The organism is Motiliproteus coralliicola, from assembly GCF_003345655.1.
Taxonomy (GTDB): Bacteria; Pseudomonadota; Gammaproteobacteria; order Pseudomonadales; family Balneatricaceae; genus Motiliproteus; species Motiliproteus coralliicola.
The window spans coordinates 203,607-227,193 of sequence record NZ_QQOH01000006.1 but is presented as its reverse complement, the minus strand read 5'-3'; the positions used below and the strand labels follow the sequence as shown (position 1 = coordinate 227,193).

General features: G+C 59.1%; 21 protein-coding genes and 1 other RNA gene. 13 read left to right on the top strand and 9 right to left on the bottom strand.

Annotated features, from left to right (window positions below; genetic code table 11):
• Positions 1-3: 3 nt before the first annotated feature.
• A complete protein-coding gene (locus DV711_RS19025) occupies positions 4-837 on the bottom strand; it encodes a uroporphyrinogen-III synthase (protein ID WP_114697312.1) in 834 nt (277 codons plus the stop codon).
• Entirely contained in the window at positions 834-1,769 is a 936-nt protein-coding gene (hemC, locus tag DV711_RS19020; protein WP_114697311.1) for a hydroxymethylbilane synthase, read from the bottom strand. The genes DV711_RS19025 and hemC overlap by 4 nt, the downstream gene beginning before the upstream one ends.
• Positions 1,770-2,049: 280 nt before the next feature.
• On the opposite strand from hemC, the gene argH reads away from it, so the two are divergent.
• Positions 2,050-3,438: an argininosuccinate lyase gene (gene argH, locus DV711_RS19015; RefSeq protein WP_114697310.1), complete on the top strand. Its 1,389-nt coding sequence runs from the start codon at positions 2,050-2,052 to the stop codon at positions 3,436-3,438.
• Between the two features lie 80 nt (positions 3,439-3,518).
• Here argH and DV711_RS19010 read toward each other — a convergent pair whose 3' ends face one another.
• A complete protein-coding gene (locus DV711_RS19010; protein WP_114697309.1) occupies positions 3,519-4,034 on the bottom strand; it encodes a glycine cleavage system transcriptional repressor in 516 nt (171 codons plus the stop codon).
• Between the two features lie 133 nt (positions 4,035-4,167).
• Here DV711_RS19010 and DV711_RS19005 point away from each other — a divergent pair, with 133 nt between their 5' ends.
• The 3 genes from DV711_RS19005 (at position 4,168) to DV711_RS18995 (ending at position 8,120) form a co-directional block, all read left to right on the top strand.
• On the top strand, positions 4,168-5,088 hold the full coding sequence (locus DV711_RS19005) for an AEC family transporter (RefSeq protein ID WP_243633889.1): 921 nt from the start codon (positions 4,168-4,170) through the stop codon (positions 5,086-5,088).
• 219 nt (positions 5,089-5,307) lie between these two features.
• Entirely contained in the window at positions 5,308-5,490 is a 183-nt protein-coding gene (locus DV711_RS19000) for a hypothetical protein (RefSeq protein ID WP_114697308.1), read from the top strand.
• 2 nt (positions 5,491-5,492) lie between these two features.
• Positions 5,493-8,120, top strand: a complete 2,628-nt coding sequence (locus DV711_RS18995; protein WP_114697307.1) for a GAF domain-containing protein — start codon at positions 5,493-5,495, stop codon at positions 8,118-8,120.
• Between the two features lie 509 nt (positions 8,121-8,629).
• Here the strand turns inward: DV711_RS18995 and DV711_RS18990 are convergent.
• The 4 genes from DV711_RS18990 to DV711_RS18975 form a co-directional block, all read right to left on the bottom strand.
• Entirely contained in the window at positions 8,630-9,247 is a 618-nt protein-coding gene (locus DV711_RS18990) for a 5-formyltetrahydrofolate cyclo-ligase (RefSeq protein ID WP_114697306.1), read from the bottom strand.
• Positions 9,248-9,297: 50 nt separating this feature from the next.
• A non-coding RNA gene (gene ssrS, locus DV711_RS18985) (6S RNA) lies at positions 9,298-9,477 on the bottom strand.
• Positions 9,478-9,571: 94 nt separating this feature from the next.
• Entirely contained in the window at positions 9,572-9,880 is a 309-nt protein-coding gene (locus DV711_RS18980) for a cell division protein ZapA (RefSeq protein ID WP_114697305.1), read from the bottom strand.
• A gap of 5 nt (positions 9,881-9,885) precedes the next feature.
• On the bottom strand, positions 9,886-10,089 hold the full coding sequence (locus DV711_RS18975; protein ID WP_114697304.1) for a DUF904 domain-containing protein: 204 nt from the start codon (positions 10,087-10,089) through the stop codon (positions 9,886-9,888).
• 257 nt (positions 10,090-10,346) lie between these two features.
• Between DV711_RS18975 and DV711_RS18970 the strand changes: the two genes are divergently transcribed.
• The 7 genes from DV711_RS18970 (at position 10,347) to DV711_RS18940 (ending at position 17,951) form a co-directional block, all read left to right on the top strand.
• The gene (locus DV711_RS18970) at positions 10,347-10,943 is read left to right on the top strand and encodes a UPF0149 family protein (protein WP_165840172.1); all 597 of its coding nucleotides are present in this window, start codon (positions 10,347-10,349) and stop codon (positions 10,941-10,943) included.
• Between the two features lie 15 nt (positions 10,944-10,958).
• On the top strand, positions 10,959-12,329 hold the full coding sequence (gene pepP, locus DV711_RS18965) for a Xaa-Pro aminopeptidase (protein ID WP_114697302.1): 1,371 nt from the start codon (positions 10,959-10,961) through the stop codon (positions 12,327-12,329).
• Between the two features lie 3 nt (positions 12,330-12,332).
• Positions 12,333-13,631, top strand: a complete 1,299-nt coding sequence (gene ubiH / locus DV711_RS18960; RefSeq protein ID WP_114697301.1) for a 2-octaprenyl-6-methoxyphenyl hydroxylase — start codon at positions 12,333-12,335, stop codon at positions 13,629-13,631.
• Positions 13,628-14,938 (top strand): FAD-dependent monooxygenase, encoded by a 1,311-nt coding sequence (locus DV711_RS18955; protein WP_114697300.1) that lies wholly within the window; start codon positions 13,628-13,630, stop codon positions 14,936-14,938. The genes ubiH and DV711_RS18955 overlap by 4 nt, the downstream gene beginning before the upstream one ends.
• Before the next feature lie 137 nt (positions 14,939-15,075).
• Positions 15,076-15,468 (top strand): glycine cleavage system protein GcvH, encoded by a 393-nt coding sequence (gcvH, locus tag DV711_RS18950; protein ID WP_114697299.1) that lies wholly within the window; start codon positions 15,076-15,078, stop codon positions 15,466-15,468.
• 186 nt (positions 15,469-15,654) lie between these two features.
• The gene (locus DV711_RS18945) at positions 15,655-16,863 is read left to right on the top strand and encodes a class I SAM-dependent rRNA methyltransferase (RefSeq protein ID WP_243633888.1); all 1,209 of its coding nucleotides are present in this window, start codon (positions 15,655-15,657) and stop codon (positions 16,861-16,863) included.
• A gap of 50 nt (positions 16,864-16,913) precedes the next feature.
• On the top strand, positions 16,914-17,951 hold the full coding sequence (locus DV711_RS18940) for an NADP(H)-dependent aldo-keto reductase (RefSeq protein ID WP_114697298.1): 1,038 nt from the start codon (positions 16,914-16,916) through the stop codon (positions 17,949-17,951).
• A gap of 23 nt (positions 17,952-17,974) precedes the next feature.
• On the opposite strand, the gene DV711_RS18935 is transcribed toward DV711_RS18940, so the two are convergent.
• Entirely contained in the window at positions 17,975-18,631 is a 657-nt protein-coding gene (locus DV711_RS18935; protein ID WP_114697297.1) for a histidinol-phosphatase, read from the bottom strand.
• A gap of 254 nt (positions 18,632-18,885) precedes the next feature.
• Here DV711_RS18935 and rppH point away from each other — a divergent pair, with 254 nt between their 5' ends.
• Both rppH and ptsP read left to right on the top strand, forming a co-directional pair.
• Positions 18,886-19,449: an RNA pyrophosphohydrolase gene (rppH, locus tag DV711_RS18930; RefSeq protein ID WP_114697296.1), complete on the top strand. Its 564-nt coding sequence runs from the start codon at positions 18,886-18,888 to the stop codon at positions 19,447-19,449.
• Between the two features lie 6 nt (positions 19,450-19,455).
• Entirely contained in the window at positions 19,456-21,732 is a 2,277-nt protein-coding gene (gene ptsP / locus DV711_RS18925) for a phosphoenolpyruvate--protein phosphotransferase (protein WP_114697295.1), read from the top strand.
• Between the two features lie 48 nt (positions 21,733-21,780).
• On the opposite strand, the gene DV711_RS18920 is transcribed toward ptsP, so the two are convergent.
• The gene (locus DV711_RS18920; RefSeq protein ID WP_114697294.1) at positions 21,781-23,580 is read right to left on the bottom strand and encodes an ATP-binding protein; all 1,800 of its coding nucleotides are present in this window, start codon (positions 23,578-23,580) and stop codon (positions 21,781-21,783) included.
• Between the last annotated feature and the right edge of the window lie 7 nt (positions 23,581-23,587).

The following is a 23,587-nucleotide window of genomic DNA, read 5'->3' as shown; positions in this document are numbered from 1 at the left end:
ATCTCACTGTTCCATCTTGCCAGGGGTTGCTCCGAGATCCATCAGTACATCAATCATGGCGTCATCGGTGGCGTTAGCCGCAACCCGGATGTGGTTGAATTTATTCTGTTTTGCCAGTTCGGCTACCCGTTGGCTGGGTACCACCAAGGGGGTCTCGGCGAGCTGGCCGACTCCTCCCCCGTGGGGTTGAGTCAGGTTGATCAGATTGCTCAGTGCTTCGCCACTGCTTACTAACATAGCTGAAGCGGATGATTTATAAATGATACTTTCGATTTCCGTTGCATCATATTCGGGTATCTCACGGCGATAAAGTTCAGCCAGATCGACCTGCGCCCCGCGTCCTCGCAGCGTCTCTGCCAACAGTTCACGGCCACCGCTGCCGCGGCAGATCAGGATTCGCTGCCCTTGGACCTGTTGCAACTGCGGTAATTGCAGCAGGGTTTCGCTGTCCATGCGTCCGTCGCCACTGCTGGGTTGAATCCCCAGCTTGCTCAAGCAGTCGGCGGTAGCACTGCCGACCGCCAGCCAGTCGATCCGGATCGGCAGCTGGGGCCAGTACTGGTCGATCCAGTCGTAGCCCAGGCGAGCCGCGTTGGCGCTGACGAAAATGACCGCCTGGTAGTTATCCAGATCCAAGAACTGCTGTTTTAGCAATGGGTAGTGGGGGGCGCTGGGGTCGGTTTCGGCGATCTTCAGCAGCGGGAAGCGGATCGGTTCCGCCCCCAGTTGCTGTAGCCGCCGGCACAGGGGGTCGGCCTGGTGGGCCGGCCGGGTCACCAGAATGCGTTGCCCGGCCAGAGGCTGGGCTTGTCCGGCGCTCCCCCGGGACTGACTCACTTGCCGTAGACTTCCTGCAGGATCTCTTTGGCGCCCATATCCAGCAGTTGATCAGCCAGCTGGATGCCAAGCGCCTCGGCGTTCTCAACGCCGCCGCGAACTTCGGCGCGCAGCACCTTGGAGCCGTCAGGGCGACCGACCAGGCCGCGCAGGTAGAGTTCGTCTCCGGCATCGTTCAGGGTGGCGAAACAGCCGATCGGAACCTGGCAGCCGCCTTCCAGGCGCTTGTTCATGGCGCGCTCGGCCTCGACCCGGTAGGCGGTCGGTTGATGATGCAGCGGTTTGAGCAGCTCCAGCACCCGGGTGTCATCGGTACGGCACTCAACGCCGACGGCTCCCTGGCCACCGGCGGGTAGGCTGACGGTATCGTCGATCTGGCTCTTGATCCGGTCGGCCATCTCTAGTCGGATCAGGCCGGCGGAAGCGAGGATGATGGCGTCGTAATCGCCGGCGTCGAGCTTGGCCAGGCGGGTGTTGACGTTACCGCGCAGGAAACGGATCTCCAGGTCCGGACGCAGTTCGCGGATCTGGGTTTCGCGGCGCAGGCTGGAGGTGCCGACCACGGCGCCCTGGGGCAGCTCGTCGAGGCTGTTGTAGCGGTTGCTGACGAAGGCATCGGTGGGGTTTTCCCGTTCGCAGATGATCGCCAGTCCCAGACCTTCCGGGAACTCCATCGGCACATCCTTCATCGAGTGAACGGCGATGTCGGTCTCGTTGGCCAGTAGGGATTGTTCCAGCTCTTTGACGAACAGGCCCTTGCCGCCGACCTTGGCCAGCGGTGCATCAAGAATTTTGTCTCCCCGTGAAACCATGCCGACCAGCTCCACTTCCAGTCCGGGGTGGGCCTGTTGAAGTTCGGCTTTGATAAATTCGGCCTGCCACAGGGCCAGCGGGCTTTTGCGGGTGGCGATACGGATCAGATTGTCGGTCATGACTTGTCTCTTACAGCGGGCGATAAAGTAGCCCGGAGTTTATCAGATTACGCCGCCAGCTTAACCCCGGCGCCGCCACGGCAAATTATCCCATTGTTGAGGTCGTGGCGATGATCTCGGTTAAGTCGGACCGCTGTGGTTTCTGGCCCTGAATCGAGCCGAGGCGGGACTGGGGTTGGAACCGCTCTCGGTGCTATACTTCGCGGCTCACTTTTTATCCGATTATTTGTTTACTTATGGATGGCTCGATTGAGCCGTACCGCAGGATCAGGCAAACACTATGTCCAATACCAATCAGCAGTGGGGTGGTCGTTTCTCCGAAGCCACCGATGCCTTCGTGGCCCGTTTTACCGCCTCGGTCGATTTCGACCAGCGCATGTATCGTCAGGATATCCAGGGTTCGATGGCCCATGCCAAGATGCTGGCCAAGGTCGGGGTGCTGACCGAAGAGGAGCGTGATGCGATCCTGGGTGGTCTGCAGGAGGTCATGGACGAGATCGAACGGGGTGACTTCGAGTGGTCGGTGGCGTTGGAAGATGTGCACATGAACATCGAAGCGGCGTTGACCCAGAAGATCGGTATCACCGGTAAGAAGCTGCATACCGGCCGCTCTCGGAACGACCAGGTGGCCACCGATATCCGCCTCTACCTGCGCGACGAAATGAAAGTGATCCTCGGCGAACTGACCCGCCTGCAGCAGGGCCTGCTGGATGTGGCCGAGCGTGAAGCCGACACCATCATGCCGGGCTTTACCCATCTGCAGACAGCTCAGCCGGTCACCTTCGGCCATCACCTGCTGGCCTGGTTCGAGATGCTCGAGCGCGATCACGGCCGTCTGCTGGACTGCCTCAAACGGGTCAATATCATGCCGTTGGGTGCGGCAGCGCTGGCCGGCACCACCTACCCGATCGACCGGGCTTACACCGCTGAGCTGCTGGGCTTTGAGCGTCCCAGCGAGAACTCGCTGGATTCGGTCAGCGATCGGGATTTCGCGATCGAGTTCTGCGCTGCCGCCAGCCTGTTGATGACCCACCTGTCGCGGGCCTCCGAAGAGCTGGTGCTCTGGACTTCGGCTCAATTCGACTTCATCGACCTGCCGGATCGTTTCTGCACCGGTTCCTCGATCATGCCGCAGAAGAAGAATCCGGATGTGCCGGAGCTGGTGCGTGGCAAGAGCGGTCGGGTCAACGGTCACCTGATCTCGCTGCTGACGCTGATGAAGTCTCAGCCGCTGGCCTACAACAAGGACAACCAGGAAGATAAAGAGCCGCTGTTTGACGTGATCGACACGCTGCAGGGCTGCCTGCGCGCCTACGCCGACATGATCCCGGCGATCACCAGCAAGAAGGAAAATATGCGTGAAGCGGCCCTGCGAGGCTTCTCCACCGCCACCGATCTGGCCGATTACCTGGTCCGCAAAGGGGTTGCCTTCCGCGATGCCCATGAGATCGTCGGCAAGTCGGTCGCCTACGGTATCGAGCAGTCCAAGGACCTGGGTGAGATGGAGCTGGCCGAGCTGCAGCAGTTCTCCGATACCATCGAAGCCGATGTGTTCGAGGTGTTGACCCTGGAAGGCTCGGTCGCCGCCCGCGATCATATCGGTGGTACCGCACCTGATCAGGTCCGCGCCGCTGTCGGTCGTGCCCGAGAGGTGCTGGCGGCTCGATAAGCGTAAGACTGGTTAAGCCGAATCCGGCAAACGAAAAAGGGCCCCAAGGGGCCCTTTTTTATTGGGGTAGCAAAGCCGGTTTAGTCGAGGGTGATATCGACCATCAGGTCAGAGGCGATCGCCTCGAGACTATCCTGTAGATCGTCCAGATCGACGCCTTGGGGCACGATCAACGAGGCCTTGGCTTTGAACAGCAGCTCGGCCGACATGGAGCCGCTAACCACTTCGGTCGCCAGCTCTTCAACGCTGACCTTGCGGCTGGCCAGCGCGCGGGAGATATCACGAACAATGCCCGGCTTGTCGTGGCCGATCAGTTCCAGGGTCAGGCTTTGCCCCTTGGGTTCGTCGATGCTGCCGCTTTCGGTAACCACGCTGACGGTCAACCCCTGGGTTGACAGGCCATCCAGCGCTTTGAGCAGCGACTCAACCTTATCGTTATCGACACTGGCGATCAGGATGCCGGCGAACTGGCCGGCCAGGCGCGACATGCTGCTCTGTTGCCAGTTGGCACGGTGCTCGGCCAGCGTGGTGGAGAGCAGTTCGACCAGACCGGGCTTGTCGGCGCCGATTGCGGTCAGGATCAGAGAAGTTTTCATAGACGCTCCCTAGCAGCTTGTTTAATCTCCCTTGCATTGTAGGCCCGAGCCGAATCCCACTGCAACGTTGCATCGCAACGTTGCGAACGGCCAATCACGGATTCTCAACGCCGCCATTTTCAAGAGTTGCTCTATGAACGAACTGCTGACCGTCACTGCCGCCCTTGGGCCGGTGTTTGCTCTGGTGGTGATCGGTGTCGGCCTGCGATGGCTGCGTTTTCCGTCGCTGGAATTCTGGCCGCTGGCCGAACGTTTTACCTACTATCTGTTGTTTCCGTCATTGCTGGTCTTGAAGATTTCGACCACCGAGCTGCCGGTGGCCGGGGTCGATTCGGTGATCCTGGCGCTGTTGCTGGTGCTGGCGGCGATGATCCTGATCACCTTGCTGTGTGGTCGCTGGTTGGGGCTGGGGCAGGCCGCGTCGAGTTCCTTTTTTCAAGGCGGGGTGCGCTTCAACACCTATGTGGGCCTGGCTGCTGCGACGGAGCTGTTTGGTGAGACCGGGCTGCTTTGGGGGGCGTTGTTCCTGGGATTGATGATCCCGCTGAAGAATATCGCCTGCGTGGTGCTGTTTGTGTTGCTGGGCAACGGCCGTAGCGGTTGGGGAGCCTTGTTCAGGTCGCTGTTTACCAACCCGCTGATACTGGCCTGTCTGCTGGGAGCGGTGCTGAATCTCAGTGGCTTGGGGATGCCGGCACCGCTGGTGCCGGTATTGGAACTGCTCAGCCGGGCGGCGTTGCCGCTGGGGCTATTGGCGGTTGGATTTGGGTTGGAGCTAAGGGCTCTCAAGAGCGGTGGTAGTGCGCTCTGGAGTGCCTGCCTATTGAAGCTGCTGATCTACCCGCTGCTGTTTGCCGGACTGGCGGTACTGCTGCAACTGCCCGATCAGGCCCGCGCGGTGCTATTGGTCTTTGCCGCGGTTCCGACCTCACCGGCGGCCTATATTCTGGCTCGGCAGCTGGGCGGCGATGCGCCATTGATGGCGGCGATCATCACGGTGCAGACGCTGTTGGCGATGCTGACGATGCCGTTGTTGTTGGCGCTGCTGGGCTGATCTTTGCCCGGGATGGCCGGCTAAACTAATGTCCTACGTGACTTTTTAGTGGTTTTATCTATTCTCAGGTTGTAATAGCTTTGTGCCGACGGACCTGAAAATCGCTTCCAACGGAGCTCCGGATAATGCGAGTTTCGTCACGGCCGGCTTTTCCAGCCTCCGCCGACCTGGTCTCAACGTTGTGAGCCTTTGAATTGGAAAGGACATTGGAGAAAGGCGGTGATCAATAAACCGGAATTTCCCATTCTGCTCTTTGTCGGCGGGTTGCTGCTGTTCGCTTGGCCGCTGATGGAGGTGGCGCGGACCTTATCCCCGGGTGGACGTATTCTCTATTTTTTCGGCTTCTGGGCCCTGATCGTGTTCTTCAATATTGTGCTGTTCCGTAAGCCGGATAGGTCCTGATCATGTTCAGCGCCGGTACCGTCTTCCTGGTCTTCTTGGGGTATATGGCGACTCTGTTCGCCATTGCCCAACTGGTCGAGCGTAGTCCGTCGATATCCCAATACCTGTCCGAACGCCCCTGGGTCTACGCCCTGTCCATCACGGTTTACTGCACCTCCTGGACCTTCTACGGCAGTGTCGGGCTAGCGTCTCGACAGGGCTTGGCCTATCTGCCGACCTATCTGGGACCGACGCTGGCGATCGGGCTCTGGTGGGTGGTGCTGCGAAAGATCGTGCGGATCAAGGAGCGGCGGCATATCACCAGTATCGCCGACTTTATCTCGGCCCGTTATGACCGCTCCCAAGGGGTGGCGATGGTGGTGACGCTGATTGCGCTGATCGGAACGCTGCCCTATATCGCGATCCAGCTGAAAGCGGTGGTCAGCAGCTTCAGTGTGATTACCGGCGGCTCCACCAGTCAGCTGGACTGGGATGGGTTGGGGCTCTGGGCTACCGTACTGCTGATCGCCTTCACGGTGTTGTTCGGGGCGCGGCGGCTGGATCCGACCGAGCGCCACCAGGGCATGATGACGGCGCTGGCGGTCGAGTGCGTGGTCAAACTGGTGGCCTTTCTGGCGGTGGGGATCTTCGCCACCTTCGGCCTGTTCGGTGGCTTCGACGGACTCTATGCGTCCTTACCCCAGGCCGATTGGGAACAGTTGACCCGGGTCGGTAGCGGCGAAACCTCGGCCTATACCCGCTGGATGACGGTTCTGTTTGTGTCGATGGCCGGGATTCTGTTTCTGCCGCGTCAGTTTCATACCGCCGTGGTTGAGAACAGCAACGAGAACCATATCCGTACCGCGATCTGGCTGGTGCCCGCCTATCTGTTGCTGATCAGTCTCTTTGTGGTGCCCTTGGCGGCCGCCGGTCGAGCGCTCGGGCTGCCGGTTGAATTGTCCGACTCCTATGTGTTGCTGTTGCCGTTGCAGGCCGATCAGCAGGCCTTGTCGATGTTGGTATTTCTGGGCGGCCTGGCCGCGGCGAGCGGGATGATTATCGTCAGTTCGGTAACCCTGGCGACCATGAGTACCAACCATCTGCTGGTACCGCTGATCGACCGGATCGAGGCGTTGCATGGCCTGAGGCGTTATCTGCTGCCGGCCCGTTGGCTGACGATTGCGGTGGTGATTCTGGTCAGCTATCTGTTTGCCCGTGAGCTGACCACCGGTCGGGCACTGGCTAATGTCGGGATGCTGGGCTTCGTGGCTGCGCTGCAGTTTGTCCCGGTCATATTTGGCGGCCTGTTCTGGCTCAAGGGTAACAAGGCCGGTGCCACCATGGGGCTGGGACTGGGCTTTCTGGTTTGGTTCTACACCCTGATGGTGCCGCTGTTGGCGCAGTCTGGCCAGTTGCCGTTGAGTCTGGTCACCGATGGTCCCTGGGGGATTTATTGGCTCAAACCCGAGGCGCTGTTCGGCATGGATCGGTTCGATTCGGTGACCCACGCCTCGTTCTGGTCGCTGTTCTTCAATACCGCCGCCTACCTGCTGGGGTCGGTGTTACTGCCGCAGAAAGAATCGGAGCTGGAGTTGGCCAGCTCCTATGTTCATGCGTTCCGCTATTCGGCCGAAGGTGTCGAGCAGGGACCGGATGAGGCGGGTCAGATCGCCAAAGACGAGAAACTTGGGGAAGCTCGGGTGCTGCTGGAGCAGTACTTCAGCGAGAAAATTGCCCGCAGCAAGATCCGCCAGATCAGCGAAGGGATGGGGGTGATCGAGAAAGATTTTCTCTCGGCGGGTGAACTGTTGCGCTTCCATCGTGAGCTGGAGCGAGTGCTCGCCGGTAGTATCGGTACGGCCGCTGCCCATAAGGCGATGAAGAAACATCTGAGTTACTCCAAGGTGGAGCATGAGCAGGTCAGCCACGTATATGCCGGTATCCTGGCCAACCTGCGCTTGACCCCGGATGAGCTGCTGGAACGAATCTCCTACTTCGAGGAACGTGACCGGATTCAGCGCGAACACGCCCGTGAGTTGGAAAACCGGGTATTGGAGCGGGAGCGGGAGATCCGGGCAAGGAAAAAAATCGAGCGAGAGTTGGAGCGCTCGGTGAATTCGCAACGCCTGTTGAATGAGTTGCTGCGAACCACGCTGGAGCCTAAACCGCTAAAGCAGGCGTTGGAGCGAGCGCTCGCGCTGGTCTGTCAGCAGCGTTGGCTCCAAGCCGAGTCTAAGGGCGCGATCTTCCTTGCCGATGACGAGCGTCAGCAGCTGAGGCTGTATGTCTCCCAGGGGCTCGACCCGCATCAGCTGACCCGCTGCGACCAGGTAGCTTTTGGCCAGTGTATCTGCGGTCGAGTGGCCCAGAATCGTCAGCTGATCCATACCGAAGCGGTGTCGTCCCAACAGCCCGATCAACACTGCCGCCTATCCGCCCACGGCCATTATGCAGTGCCGATCCGTTATGAAGAACGGTTGTTGGGAGTGTTGATTCTGTATTTAAGTGAAGGCCATCAGCCGGGTGATGAAGAGATCGATTTCCTTGATACCGTCTCTTACGTACTGGGGGGGCTGATTCAACGAAAATGGACCGAAAAGGCCTTGGCCGACAGTGGCAAGCAAGGTTTACCCGATTCAGAGTCCAATTAATTCTGGCTGTGTGATATTCAATGTTCTGTCTTCGCTGATAGAAACAGAGGCCTATCGTTATAAGCAACCTTGAGCAATTTATTCAGACACTAGCCGAGTTTTTTTGATTTAAGCTATTTCAGTTTAGGACTCGGCCAAAGCATCAGATTCCCTAATCAGGGGAATTATTTTTCTATCCGATTGAACTTATTTAGGCCGTTGACGTCCATTCACTAGATTGGAATTGGTCGTGCCTAAATATTTGCGTAGCGCGGCCGAAAAACCAAGCAGGAATTAATTAATATCAAGTGTTGCATTTTTGTTAAATTGTGCGATTCTTGCCGACTTTATTTTCGCGCAGTCCGTTGGAAGAAAAAGCGACAATATGAAAAAGGGTCCTGATCTCGTCTTGGTACTGGTATTGGTTTTTGTCGTCGGTTTCGTAATTACCGGCGTCAGCAATACCGACCTGGCAGTGGCTGCAATCAACCGCTAACGCCAGGCCAAGTCTTACTTCTCATCCTCCGGGATCATCCGGCGGTGCTGTTTCCGCTCCAATAAACCCGACGCTCGGTAGCCACCGCTGCCAGTGGAATATCCCAATCTGCCATTTCCAGTTTTGGCTGCTTCTGCAGTTCGTGGGCCAGGCCTATCAGTTTCGGCGATTGCCGGGCAGGGCGTTGGTCTGCTCTGGGTCGGCGGGTAAAGGCAAAGCTGCGATCGTAATAACCCCCGCCCATCCCGAGACGGCCCCCATGGGGATCAAAACCCACTAGCGGAAGGAGTACCAGATCCAGCGCCCAGGGTTGGACGCGGGGCTCGAGTCGAATATCCGGCTCCGAGATGCCGTAGATATTCTTTCGTAAGCTTGCGTTGGGGCGATAGCGGGCGAACCAGAGTCGGTTATGGTAGACCGGATGTAGTACCGGCAGGAAACAGCGTTTCCCCATCTTCAAGGCCATTTCGATCAATGGTAACGGGGAGATCTCACCGTCACTGGGTAGGTAAAATCCGATTCGGCGGGCGCGGACGAACTGGGGGTTAGTTTTCAGACAGCGGGCAAGGTCGGCCGCGGCACGACGTTGCTGAGCCGGGCTAAGGGCCCGTCGCTGCTGGCGTAGATGTTTTCTCAGTTGGGCGCGATTCATCGGATCTCTAGGTGCTGGGTAGAGGGAGGCGAACGCCGAAGTAGAAAAAGAGGCTCCCCGCAGTGCCGGTGTCGATGTCGGCCCTGAACCCGAAGGTTCAAGGTGGCGGTTCCCGAACCATATTAGGCTTCCCGTCTTGCGGACATGCACATCAATGGTAACTGAGAACCTCCGGAAATGTGATTATCGGCTCGAGGGACTATACCGACTGCCAAACACCGAAGGGAGCAGGGCTATTATACGCCGTGGCATCGCAATGTCAGGTCTTGAATCTTGGGGCGAGTTTGTGGTTGGCAATCCGCCTCCGGCTAATGCTGAGGGACTTCAGGCCGGGGCTTTGTCGGTGTCGTTTTTACCGGCCATCGCTTTGGCGATCTGATCGCTGAGGTGCTGTTGCTGCTGTTTCAAGGCTTCCAGTTCGCGCTGGGTCTGCAGCAATTCGTGGGTTAGATTCAAGGCCGCCATGACCGAGATTCGATCCAGTCCGTAGACCTTGCCGCTCTGCTTGATCTCGTCCATGCGTTGATTCAAAAGCTGCGCTGATGCCAGCAGTTCCGGTTGGGCTTCCGTCGGGCAACTGATCAGGAACTCTTTTCCCTGGATCTGAATCTGAACTTTATTAGCGTCGCTCATCGTCCTTACCGCTCCATTGCCCGGAGACGGTCAATCATCGCCTCCACCTGTTTCTGGGTTTCATCGCGGACGATCCGTAGCCGATTCCGCTCCTGCAACAGGCTCTGCTGGCGCTCCCGCAGCTGTCTGTTTTGGCGCTCCAGTTGGGCGCAGTAATCCAACAGGGATTGCACCTGGCTCGACAGATCAGATGGGGTGGGTTCCAGCATACCGCTCACTCGTTTGGACTTAGCCCAGAATAGTAGGTTGGGGCGGGGCGGGGGTCAATCATCTGGCCATCGCCGAAGGGTTGTATATCCGTATTCTGGGTGGTTTTTAGCTTCAGCAACCGTGACGGGGCGTTTGACTTGGCTGATGCGAGACATCGTGGTTCCAACCCCCTGCAAATGGTAGGATTTGTTGTTTCTTTTTCTCCCGTCTGGGTTGGGCAATTTCCTATCCGGACCTGTTCAGAGGTTTTTCCGCCGTGGCAGAGCAAGCGTCTTCCGATATCAGTAACTTTGATCAGCTGGCCGAGTTGTTTTTACAGCATGCCGCATTGCATTCGCCGGCTGAGTTGCACGGCTATCTTTGTGGCCTGCTGTCGGCGGGTAACCGTCTGACGCTGGACTCCTGGTTCCAGAGTGCCGCGAGCCAACTGGGCATCGAAGAGGAGCTCAGCGCCGCTCTGCGAGCCGGACTGTCGACCCTCTATCAGGTAACACTGGCGCAGCTGGAAGAGGGCGGTTTTGATCTGCAACCGCTGATTCCCGACGAAGAGGTGGAGCTGGCGCAGCGGGCCGAAGAGCTGGGGCTCTGGTGTCACGGTTTTCTTTGCGGCTACGCGCTGGGCAAGGGCAAGCCGGCTGAACAGTTGAGCGAAGATGCTCGCGACGGTATTCGGGATCTGTCACAGATTGCCCAGATCGCGGTGGATGAAGGCGCTGAAGAGGAGAGTGAAGCGGACTTTATCGAGATCTTCGAGTACGTGCGGATGGTGGCTTTACTGGTGTTCTCCGAGTGTAATCAGCGCGTGGTCACTGAAGGGGGTGCCCAGCTGCCGCCCGATACGCCATTGCATTGAGCGGAGTTCGGATCAATGAGTCAATCCATCCCAGCCTCGATCGAGCCAACGATCGATTTTGAACCCATCGACATCTCTGAGCATCAACAGCGAAGGGAGCGGCTGCTGGCGCTGTTGCCGGCAAGGTCTGCGGTGCTGCTGCGAGCGGCGAGCCTGAAGGTTCGTAATCGCGATGCCGAGTATCCCTTCCGCCAGCATAGCGACTTCCATTACTTGAGCGGTTTTCCAGAGCCTGAGGCGCTGATGCTGTTGATCAAGGATGGGCAGGGGGCGCTGCGATCATTGATGTTTGTACAGCCCCGCGATCCTGAGCAGGAGGTCTGGACCGGCTACCGGGTCGGCGCCGAGGGGGTCGAATCCCGATTTGGCTTTGATAAGGGCTACACGCTGGAACAGCTGGATAAATTGATGCCGCCGCAATTGCAGGGGATCGAGAAACTCTATTTCAGCTTCCGTGATACCGAGCTGTCGGCACAGCTCCAGGGGTGGTGCCAAAATCTTCAACAGCGCCTGCGCAGTGCCGAGCAGGTACCGCAGCAGCGTGGCGACCTGGATCCGTTGTTACACGAGCTACGTTTGATCAAAAGTCCGGCCGAGCAGCAGTTGATGCGAGCTGCCGGAAAGATCAGCGCCGCGGCCCATCGGCGGGCGATGCAGAAATGTCGTCCCGGTTGGGGAGAGTATCGCCTCGAAGCCGAGATTCAGCATGAGTTCGGTCGCCACGGCTGTCGCTTCCCGGCCTATGCCAGCATTGTCGGCGGCGGCGCCAACGGTTGTGTCCTGCACTACACCCAGAACAGCGACATCCTGCGGGACGGAGACCTGGTGCTGATCGACGCCGGTGCCGAAGTCGAGGGTTACGCCGGGGATATCACCCGCACCTTCCCGATTAACGGCCGTTTCAGCGCCGATCAAAAAGCCATTTACCAGTTGGTGCTGGATGCCCAGGAGGTCGCCATCTCGGTGGTCAAGCCCGGTGCTGAATTTGACGATCCCCATCAGGCGAGCCTGAATGTGTTGGTCGAAGGCTTGGTTGAACTGGGGCTGCTGCAGGGCGAGACCGACGAGTTGATCGAGCAGGAAGCCTACAAGCCTTTTTACATGCATCGCACCAGCCACTGGCTGGGGCTGGATGTCCATGATGTCGGTGAATACAAGCAGCAGGGTGAGTCGCGCCCGCTGGAGGCGGGTATGGTGCTGACCATCGAACCCGGACTTTATATTGCGCCGGATAACGAGACGGTTGAGCCGCGTTGGCGGGGTATCGGGATCCGGATTGAGGATGATGTGCTGGTGACCGACCAGGGGCACGAGGTACTGACCGAGTCGGTACCTAAATCGATCGACGCCATTGAACAGTTGATGCAGTCAACGGCCGAGGACTAAGTGATGGAAAACTGTGATATCGCCATTGTTGGTGGTGGTATGGTCGGTGCGGCGCTGGCGCTGGCGCTGGCCAAGGGCCAACAGGCGGGGCAAAAGTCAGCCGAGTCGCCGCTGAAAATTGTGGTGTTTGAAGCGTTTGAGATGCCGCAGCAGAGCGATCAGCCTTTGCAGCCGAGCTACGACGCCCGTTCGACCGCATTGTCGTTGGGTACCCGGCATCTGTTCGAACGTCTCGGCGTCTGGTCGTCATTGGCGCCCAGCGCCTGCCCGATTCGCCATATCCGGGTCTCCGACAAGGGCCATTTCGGCGCGGTACGCTTGGATGCCGACAAGGAGAACGTATCGGCACTGGGTTATGTGGTGGAAAACCGCAGCCTTGGACGGGTGCTGATGCAGCCGTTGCAGCAGCCTGATTCTGGGATTGAGTTCCGCTGCCCGGCCGAAGTCGTGGCCGCGCGCCCGACCGCCCAGGGCAGTCTTATCGAATACGAACACGACGGTGAAGTTCGGGGGATTGAGGCGAGTCTGTTGGTAATCTGTGATGGCGGTCGTTCGGGGCTGCGGGAGCAGCTGCATATTGACAGTACTGAGACGCCCTATGAGCAGTGCGCCTTGATCGCCAACCTGACGTTGGACCGTCCTCACGAGGCTATCGCCTACGAACGTTTTACCGATCAAGGACCGATGGCGCTGTTGCCGTTGCAAGATGATGGCGAAGGTAAGCCTCGGGCTGCGCTGGTCTGGAGTGTTCCGCTGGAGCAGGCCGACGAGCTTCTGGCCATCGATGACGATGCCTTTCTACGCCAGCTGCATCGACAGTTTGGCTACCGTGCCGGTCGGATTACCCGGGTCGGAGAGCGCCACAGCTATCCGCTGAAACTGATGCGAACCCGCGAGCAGGTCCGTCGTGGGGTGGTGGTTCTGGGTAATGCGGCCCATACGCTGCACCCGATCGCCGGCCAGGGTTTCAACCTGGCCCTGCGTGGCGCGATGGTGTTGGCTCAGGAACTACTGGCGGCCCAGCGGCAGGGGCGCCCGTTGGGCGGCTTGGAAACGTTGAATCGGTTCCATGATCAACTGGGTTGGGATCAGTACAAGACCATCGGTTTCAGCGATCGTGCCACCATGCTGTTCTCCAACGATCAGTCGTTGCTGGTGATGGCCCGTAATGTCGGATTGTTGGGAATGGAGCTGGCATCGCCGCTCAAGCATGCCTTTGCCGATAGTGCGATGGGGTTGGATGTGGCCTTGCCGGAATTGGGCAGTTCTTGCCGGAGTCAGGTAGCTGAGGAGTTAGCATGAGCGAAAATGACGTCGCACCCGTAACCGGGTTAGAGCGAGAGGTCGACGTTGCCATCGTCGGTGGCGGGATGGTGGGCCAGGCCCTGGCCTGCGGTCTGGGATCCAGTGCACTGTCGGTGGTCGTGATCGATCCGATGCAGACCGACGCGGCTGGGCGACTTGCCCGGGTAAAAGCGGAGGCGGAGAAGGGATTCGATCCCCGGGTCAGTGCGTTGAGCCTGGCCTCGGAGCAGATTCTGCGTTCCCTCGATGCCTGGCCAACCATGGCGCAGTTGCGGGTTGAGCCTTACCAGCGGATGCGGGTCTGGGACGGTGAAGGCACCGCGGAAATCGGCTTCTCTGCGGCGGAACAGCATCAAGCCCATTTGGGGCACCTGGTCGAGAACCGGGTCACCCTGGCGGGACTGCAGCAGGCACTGGAACAGCATGACAATATCGAATGGCTCGGCGGCCGTACTATCGCCACCCTGTCCGAGCCTGACACCGATGGTCTCGAGAGCTGGCGGATATTGACCCTCGATGACGGCAGTCGGCTCAAGGCTCGTTTGGTGGTCGCTGCTGACGGCGCCCGCTCAGCCACCCGTCATCTGGCCGGGATGCCGCTGAGTGAGTGGGATTATCAACACCACGCGATCGTCACCACCATCACCACCGAGCAGCCGCATCAGCAGACGGCCTGGCAGCGCTTTACCGAGGATGGCCCGCTGGCGCTATTGCCGTTGGCCGGTAACGGCCATCAGTTGTCGATCGTCTGGTCGACTTCGCCCAATCATGCCGATGAACTGATGGCGATGGATGATGCCGCCTTCAGCGAAGCCTTGGGGCAGGCGTTCGAGTTTCGATTGGGGCGGATCACCGAGGTCGATCCACGCTTCAAGTTTCCGCTGACCCAGCGTCATGCCAAGGACTATGTGGCACCGTCACTGGCTTTGGTGGGGGATGCGGCCCATACGATCCATCCGTTGGCCGGGCAGGGTGTCAATCTAGGGTTGTTGGATGCGGCTACACTGGCCGAAGAGCTGTTGGCTTCCAGCGAGCTGGGACTGCCGTTGGGTGAGCTGCAGCGGCTACGCCGTTATCAGCGCCGTCGCCAGGGTGAGAACCTGCAGATGATGGCAACCATGGCGGCATTTCGACATCTCTACGGGGAGGTGCCGCCGGTGGTGCACTGGTTGCGCAATGTGGGCATGAAACAGGTCGCGGCGACCGGCCCGCTCAAACGGTTGCTGGTACGTCATGCGCTGGGGCTGGAAGGCGATCTGCCCCAGCTGGCGCAGCGCCCTTTGGAGCAGACCGGTCTGGGCTAGAACATCAGGTTAACGTTGTGATCACCGGCTAAAATGGTGAAATTTCTGGCCCCTTGGTGAAAAAACCGGGCTAGAATACGGTTTTGGACTTCCCGGTGGATCCGGGCTCGAAATTTTTTCGTTGAGAGGACGACCCCATGAGTAACATCCCTGCTGAGCTGAAGTATGTATCCAGCCATGAATGGATTCGTGATGAAGGCGATGGCACCGTAACGATCGGGATTACCGACCATGCCCAGGAGCTGTTGGGCGATGTGGTTTTTGTTGAACTTCCGGAAGTCGGCGAGAGCTTTGCTTCGGGTGACGATATGGGTGTGGTGGAGTCTGTGAAGGCGGCTTCCGATATCTATGCGCCGATCGGTCTGGAAGTGGTAGCGGTTAACGCCGAGCTGGAAGATTCCCCCGAGCTGGTCAACTCCGACAGCTACGGAGACGGCTGGTTCTTCCGGGTCCGTCCCACCGATGCCAGCGAGCTGGAAGGTCTGCTGGACGCCGAAGCCTATGGCGAGCTGTGCGAATCGGAGTCTTAATCCGATTCAAGATCCGGGCAGCTAAGGCGATCCGGATATCGAAATGGCCCTGCTGAGATTTCGGCAGGGCTTTCTTTTATGCGCTATTTTCCCATCGCACCGTGCCTTTTTCCGAGCGGTGAGATCGCCTTCCGGGGTTGAAACCCCATCCCGTTAATTCTGAACGTTCATTGAGAGTACCTGACCTTGCAACAGTCGACCCCGCTACAAGTCTTGCGTTTAAAAGCCAAAGCCGATCGCCGTTTACGTGGCGGTCACCTGTGGATCTACAGCAATGAAGTCGATACCAAGGCGACGCCGCTGAAGCAGTTCGAAGTGGGTGAGCAGGTGGTGGTCGAGCAGGCCGGCGGCAAACCCTTAGGGGTCGCCTATCTGAATCCCAACAACCTGATCTGTGGCCGCATGGTCAGCCGGGATTCGGCTCAGTTGCTGGATCGCTCGTTGCTGGTACATCGGCTCAAAATAGCCCTGTCACTACGCCAGCGCTGTTTCGAGCAGGATTGCTATCGACTGGTCTATGGCGACAGTGACGGCTTGCCGGGACTGGTGGTGGATCGATTCTATGACCTCTTGGTGGTGCAGATCTCCAGCGCCGGGATGGAGCGTTTGAAGGCGGAGTTGGTCGAAGCGTTGCAGCAGGTGCTCAAGCCGAGCGCGATTCTGTTCCGAAACGACGGCAAGATGCGCGCAATGGAAGGGCTGGATAGTTATGTCGAGACCGCGCTGGGCGAGGTGCCGGAGCTGGCGCCGCTGGTGGAGAACGGGGTTAACTTTGCCGCCCCGGTACTGACCGGCCAGAAGACCGGCTGGTTCTACGATCACCGGATGAACCGGGCCCGGCTTCAGCAGCATGTCGCCGGCAAGCGGGTGCTGGACGTATTCAGCTATATCGGCGGTTGGGGGGTGCAGGCGGCTGCGGCTGGTGCCTCGGAGGTACTTTGTCTGGATGCCTCCGCTAGCGCGTTGGACGTGGTCGAGCATAACGCCCAACTCAATGGCGTTGCCGACCAGGTTCAAACGCTGCAGGGTGATGCCTTCGACGGCCTCAAGCAGCTTAAGGCCGAGGCGGAGAAATTCGATGTAATTGTGGTCGATCCGCCGGCCTTTATTCAAAAGCGTAAGGATGTTCGTAACGGCGAGCAGGCCTACCAGCGCATCAATCAGTTGGCGATCAGCCTGTTGGCCCGGGATGGTCTGCTGGTATCGGCTTCCTGCTCGATGCACTTGCAGCGCGACCGGTTGGTGGAGATCATTCGCGCCTCCAGCCGTCAGGTCGATCGCCAGGCGCAGATCATCGAACAGGGGCATCAGGGGGCCGATCATCCGGTCCATCCGGCGATCCCGGAGACCGATTACCTGAAGTCGATGTTTGTCAGGATTCTGCCCAGTTTCTAAACCTGCCGGTCAACGGTTGGGTTTAATACCGCAGTGACGGAGGAGAGGCGATGCAATACCAGACGTTGGGTCGGAGTGATCTGAAGGTCAGTCGGATCTGCCTGGGTACCATGACATGGGGCGAGCAGAACAGCGAAGCGGAAGCCTTCGAACAACTGGATCTGGCACTGGATCGCGGGGTCAATTTTTTCGATACCGCCGAGCTGTATCCGATCCCTCCGAAGGCAGCAACCCAGGGCGATACCGAGCGGATGATCGGTCGTTGGCTGAGGGCTCGCGGCAATCGGGATCGTTGCGTACTGGCGTCTAAGGTTTCCGGCCCTGGCGAATTTGTCCGCTATATCCGTCCCAACCTGAGCCTGAATCGGAATCATATCCGGCAGGCAATTCAGGGGAGTCTGGAGCGGCTAGGTGTCGACTACCTGGATCTGTACCAGTTGCACTGGCCGGACCGGGCCACCAACTTCTTCGGACAGCTGGGCTATACCCATCAGCCGGAAAAGGACGGTGCGCCGCTGCTGGAATCGCTGCAGGCACTGGCTGAGCTGGTCGAGGAAGGCCTGGTGCGGCAGATCGGCGTCTCCAATGAAACCCCCTGGGGGGTGATGCGTCTGCAGGAGCTGGCGCGCTCCGAAGGGCTGCCGATGGTGGTGTCGGTGCAGAACCCTTACAACCTGCTGAATCGAAGCGCCGAAGTCGGCCTGGCCGAAGTGCTGCAGCGCGAACAGATCGACCTGCTGCCCTATTCGCCGTTGGGGTTTGGGGTGCTGAGCGGCAAATACCTGGACGGTGGTTTGCCGGAGGGATCGAGGCTGAAGCTGTATCCCAATTACCGGCGCTATGTCACCGAACGGGGCGTTGAAGCGACCCGGGCCTATGTCGAGTTGGCACGGGAGTACGGTCAGTCTCCCAGTCAGATGGCCCTGGCTTTCGTCAACAGTCGGCCGTTTGTCGGTAGCACCATTATCGGTGCCACCACGATGGAGCAGCTGCGTAGCAATATCGACAGTATCGATCTACGGCTGAGCGAAGAGCAGCTCAAGGCGATCGAAGCGATTCACGCCCGCTATCCGATCCCCTGCCCCTGAGGCCTAGCTGAAATCGTGGCAGGTTAGTCGCGTAGGCTGATCCGCTGCCAGCCTTTGGTTTTGGCGTGTTCTGTCAGCGCCTCGTCGGCATCGACCGCCACCGGATGGTCAACCAGCTCCAGCAAGGGGATGTCGTTGCGCGAATCGGAATAGAAGTAGCTGTCGGTCAGATCGTGATCCCGCTCGGCCAGCCATTGATTCAAGCGTTCGACCTTGCCGTCCTGGAAGCAGGGGGTGCCGACCAGTTCGCCGGTGTAGCGGCCGTCGATTACCTCAGGTTCGGTGGCCAGCATGTCGTCGACGTCGAGCAGTTCTGCAATCGGGCCGGTGACGAAGCGGTTGGTGGCGGTAATGATCAGCAGGAAGTCGCCGGCATCGCGGTGTTGCTGCAGCAGTGCCTTGGCTTGATCCAGCATGATCGGTGCGATTTTCTGCTGCATAAACTGATCGTGCAGCTGTTTCAGACGTTCCGCGCTCCAGCGGGTCAGCGGCTCCAGTGCAAAGGCCTGGTAGGCATAGATGTCCAGCTGACCACGCAGGTAATCCTGATAAAAGCGGTCGTTGGCTTCTTTATAGAACTGGGAATCCACCAGCCCCTGCTCCACCAGAAATTCGCCCCAAGCATGGTCGCTGTCGCCGGCAATAAGGGTGTTGTCCAGATCAAAAATCGCCAGTGCCACAGTCGTCTCCGTCAGCTTTCAGGTCGAGGGGTTATCAAAGGGGTCCAAGCATAGAGATTCCGGGGCTGACTGACAATGATCGCCCATCACCAAGTGGTCAAACCAGTTATCAATTGGTGATCTCGCTGAAGTGTGGAACAATAGCTGAGGGTTGTTATTTATCTTCCGGGGTATTCTGCACCCTGAGGAATCTGTGAAAACACCCGCAGCGACCGGACACGGATTGCCTACGATAACTAGAAAAATGGTGTTGTGTGATCGACTCAGACGGCTTTCGTCCCAATGTTGGGATAATCCTTGCAAACGATACCGGCCAGGTTCTCTGGGCCCGCCGGATTGGTCAGGATGCCTGGCAGTTTCCCCAAGGGGGGATCAACGACAACGAGAACCCGGAACAGGCCATGTATCGGGAGCTCAAGGAGGAGGTGGGGTTGAACCCCAAGGATGTCCAGATCGTGGGCTGCACCCGCGGCTGGCTACGTTATCGGTTGCCCAAACGGATGATCCGCTACCACTCCAAACCCCTGTGCATCGGTCAGAAGCAGAAATGGTTCTTGCTGCGTTTGACGGCCGATGATTCGGCGGTCAGCTTTGAACACTCCGGAAAACCCGAATTCGATGGTTGGCGCTGGGTCAGCTACTGGTACCCGCTAGGGCAGGTCATCTCGTTCAAACGGGAGGTCTACCGTAGCGCGCTCAAGGAGCTGGTGGACCGCCATGTCCGGTTGGTCCGTCAACCCGACACCTTTACTCCCCAAACACGCCGCAACAAGCGCTCCTCATCGCGCTCGCGACGTTCTTCCCGCTCAAATAGGTGACCGTCGATGTTGGATGTGTTGCGCAAAATCGTTCAGGAAGTCAACGCCGCCGATGATCTGGAAGCGGCGCTGAAATTGATCGTCAAGCGGGTTCAGCGCTCGATGCGCACCCAGGTCTGCTCGGTCTACCTGCTCGATCCCGCTTCCCAGGAATACGTGCTGATGGCCACCGAAGGCCTCAATCAGGAAGCGGTGGGTAACATTCGTCTGGCGCCGGCCGAAGGGGTTGTCGGCAAGGTAGCGTCACGGGCCGAGCCGATCAATCTGGAAAATGTCGCCGACCACCCCTCCTACCGCTATATGACCGGTTCGGGGGAAGAGAACTTCCACTCGTTCCTGGGGGCGCCCATTATCCATCAGCGCAAGGTGCTTGGCGTATTGGTGGTGCAGCAGAAAAAACAGCGCCGCTTCGATGAGAGCGAAGAGGCGTTTCTGATTACCATGTCGGCCCAGCTGGCCGGGGTCATCGCCCATGCCGAGGTGACCGGGGCGATCTCGGTTAACCATGGCGGCGAAGGGATTCGTAAGGATGCCCGCTTCGATGGGGTCTCCGGTGCTCAGGGGGTTGGCCTGGGTGTGGCGATGGTGGTGTCGCCGCCCGCGGACCTGGATGCGGTACCGGATCAGCGGATCGAAGATATCGATGCCGAGCTGGAGCGATTCCGTAGCGCCCTGACCCGGGTCCGTCATGATATCAAGGTGGTTGGACGCTCGCTGGCACGACGGCTCAAAGGCGAGGAGCAGGCGCTGTTCGATGTTTATCTGCGCATGCTGGATGACAACGCCCTGGCCGGTGAGATCGAGCATCAGATCAAGCAGGGTCAGTGGGCTCCGGGTGCGCTGCGCCGGGTGGTGCATGAGCATGTGCATCAGTTTGAGATGATGGATGACGCCTACCTGCGCGAGCGAGCCACCGATATTCGCGATCTCGGTCGCCGGGTGCTGGCCTGCCTGCAGGAGGGTGGGGCTACCAGTTGCCCGATCTATCCCGACAATATGGTGCTGGTGGCTGAAGAGGTGACCCCGGCAATGCTCGGCGAGGTGCCGACCGACAAGCTGGTTGGCCTGGTGTCGGTCAACGGCTCGGGTAACTCCCACGCGGCGATTCTGGCCCGCTCGATGGGGATCCCCACGGTGATGGGGGCGGTCGATCTGCCGGCGACCCGGGTGCATAAGCGCGAAATTATTATCGACGGTTACTCTGGCCGGGTTTTCGTCGATCCCTCCGATGAGCTGACCGGTTACTACGCCGATATCATGCAGGAGGAGCAGGAGCTCAGCCGCGGGCTGGAGCAGTTGCGCGACCTGCCGGCCCAGACTCAGGACGGCCATCGAGTACCGCTGTGGGTTAATACCGGGCTGATTACCGATGTGTCGTTGGCACTGCAGCGCGGTGCCGAGGGCGTGGGGCTGTATCGCTCCGAAGTGCCGTTCATGATCAAGGAATTCTTCCCCAGCGAAGCGGAGCAGATCGAAAGTTACCGGCGTCAGTTGGAGCCTTTCGCGCCGAGTCCGGTGACCATGCGCACGCTGGATATCGGCGGCGATAAATCGCTGTCCTACTTCCCCATCGATGAGGACAATCCGTCGCTGGGTTGGCGCGGCATCCGGGTCACCCTGGATCACCCGGAGATCTTCCTGGTGCAGGTGCGGGCGATGCTGCTGGCTAGCGAGGGGTTGGATAACCTGCGGATTCTACTGCCGATGGTGGCCAGTGTGGTCGAGGTGGATGAAGCGGTGGCGCTGATCAACCAGGCGTTTGCGGAGCTGGTGGACGATGGTTACCAGCTGATTCAACCCGAAATCGGGGTGATGGTGGAGGTGCCGGCGGCGGTCTACCAGGTCCGGCATTTCGCCAAACGGGTCGACTTCCTGTCGGTCGGCAGTAACGACCTGACCCAGTACCTGCTGGCGGTGGATCGCAATAACCCGCGGGTCGCGGATCTGTACGACAGCTATCATCCGGCGGTTCTGACAGCCTTGAAGCAGATAGTCGACGAGGCTCATCGCGAGCAGGTTCAGGTCAGTATCTGTGGTGAGCTGGCCGGAGAGCCGATCGGTGCGCTGCTGTTGATGGCGATGGGCTATGATGTGCTGTCGATGAGTTCAACCAGCCTGCCGAAGGTGAAATCGGCCATCCGGGGAGTCAGTAGCGAACAGGCCAAGCTGTTCCTGGATACGGCGCTCTCGTTTGATGAGCCCGAATCGGTTCGTCAGGCGCTGGAAAAGATGCTGGCTGACGCCGGTCTCGGACACCTGGATCGGCCCCACGCCCCGCAATAGATCGACGGTTGTTTCGGGGCAGCCGCGAACCTCCGCCGTTCTACGCACTCAGCTTTGTTGTTTGAGGCTCTTGCCCAGCTCCTGGGTCTGGGGTGCTTCGTGTTGCTCAATCGGTAGTCGCAGGCTGAAGGTGGTGCCTTTCCCCGGCGTGCTGTCGACCAGAATCTTGCCGTTGTGGCTCTTGATGATGCTGTAGGACAGCGCCAGTCCCAGGCCGGTGCCCTCGCCGACCGCCTTGGTGGTAAAGAAGGGTTCGAAGATATTGCTGAGGTTTTCCGGTGCGATCCCTTTGCCGTTATCGCTGATCTCAATCCGGACATGATCATCGTCTTCCCGTAGCGTACGTACGGTGATGGTGCCCTGTTCTGGAATGGCGTGGGCGGCGTTGACCAGCAGGTTAAGGAATACCTGATTGAGCTGCGACGGCAGACAGTCGATGGTCGGAATATCCTGATACTCCCTGACCACTTCCGCTTTGTGTTTGATCTCGTTGTTGGCCACTTTCAGGGTGCTGTCCAGCCCCTCGCGTAGGTCGCTGCGCTCCCACTCCTGTTGTCCGGTATGGGAGAAGTCCCGCAGCCCCTGAACAATCTGCTTGACCCGGTCGGCGCCATCAAGGGACTGCTGGATCAGCACCGGTATATCATCCCGGATAAAGGCGAAGTCCAGCTCTTCGAGCAGGGCCTGGTTGTCGGCCTGGCGGCTATCCTCGATCAGCTGCTGCTGTTGCTCGATCAGCTTCAGCAGGTCGGTGCAGTACTCCTGCATCGCCACGATATTGGCGATGATGTAGGTCATCGGGTTGTTGATCTCGTGGGCGACCCCGGCTGCCAGCTGACCGATCGAGGCCATCTTCTCCGACTCGATCAGCTGCATCTGGGCCTGCTTGAGCTGCTCGTACAGGTCCTCGAGCTGCTCCTTATCCTGTTTGAGCTGGTTGTTGGCCTGCACCAGGCGTTGGGTACGCTCTTCTACCCGCTGTTCCAGCTCGGTGTTGATCCGCTGCAGCTCGCCCCGGGCTTCGCCCAGGTCCTGTCCCATTTGACTCAGGCCGACGGCGGATCGATCGATCTCTTCGATATCGATCTTCGGCCGTTCGGGCTCGTAACTGCCGGCGCCGATATGGCTGATCATCTGATTCAGCTGGTTGAGCGGATTGGTCAGGCGTTTACTCAGGCTTCGCGACTTGCGATGGGTGATAACCAGCACCAGCAGGCAGACCAGGCTTAGTACCGCGATCGACATCATCAGAATTGAATGGATGCCGTCGCTTCCCTCCTGCAGCAGGTGGGCCGGTGTCGATGAGGATGACAGCGTCAGCAGCTGCCAGTCGGTAACCGGTATCGGGGTCCAGGTCAGCAGCTGGATCTTCTCCTCATCCAGGCTGGCGTAGCCCTCGGGCTTGCGCTCGATCTCGCCCAGTTGGGTCAGAAAAGGGTTCTCGGTGCTTTTCAGAATCCGCAGGCTGTCGGTGCGGTAGATGTTGCCTTCGCTCTCGATATAGATCTGGTAGTGCTTGTTGTTGCTGAGCTGAAACACGTTGCGCTGTTTGAGACGCTCCAGCAGCTCGGAGATCGCGATCGGGTTGTACGCCTGCTTGAGTTGGGACGGCAGTAGCTGGTCGAGCGCTTCGTTGATCTCTTTGGCCTGGATCCGGCTGAGGGACAGTTGGTGGAATGCGGCCTGTTGCTCCAGCGCCTGGGTGTAGCGGCTGCTGAGCTGGTCGGTGGCGCCGAAGTAGGCCAGCAGAAACAGGATCTCGACAAACACCAGCGGAATCAGGGTTGAGCCCACGTAGGAGCGCCAGAGTAGCTTCTGAATCGGTAGGCGCTTCGGGGTCGGTTCCATCGTATTT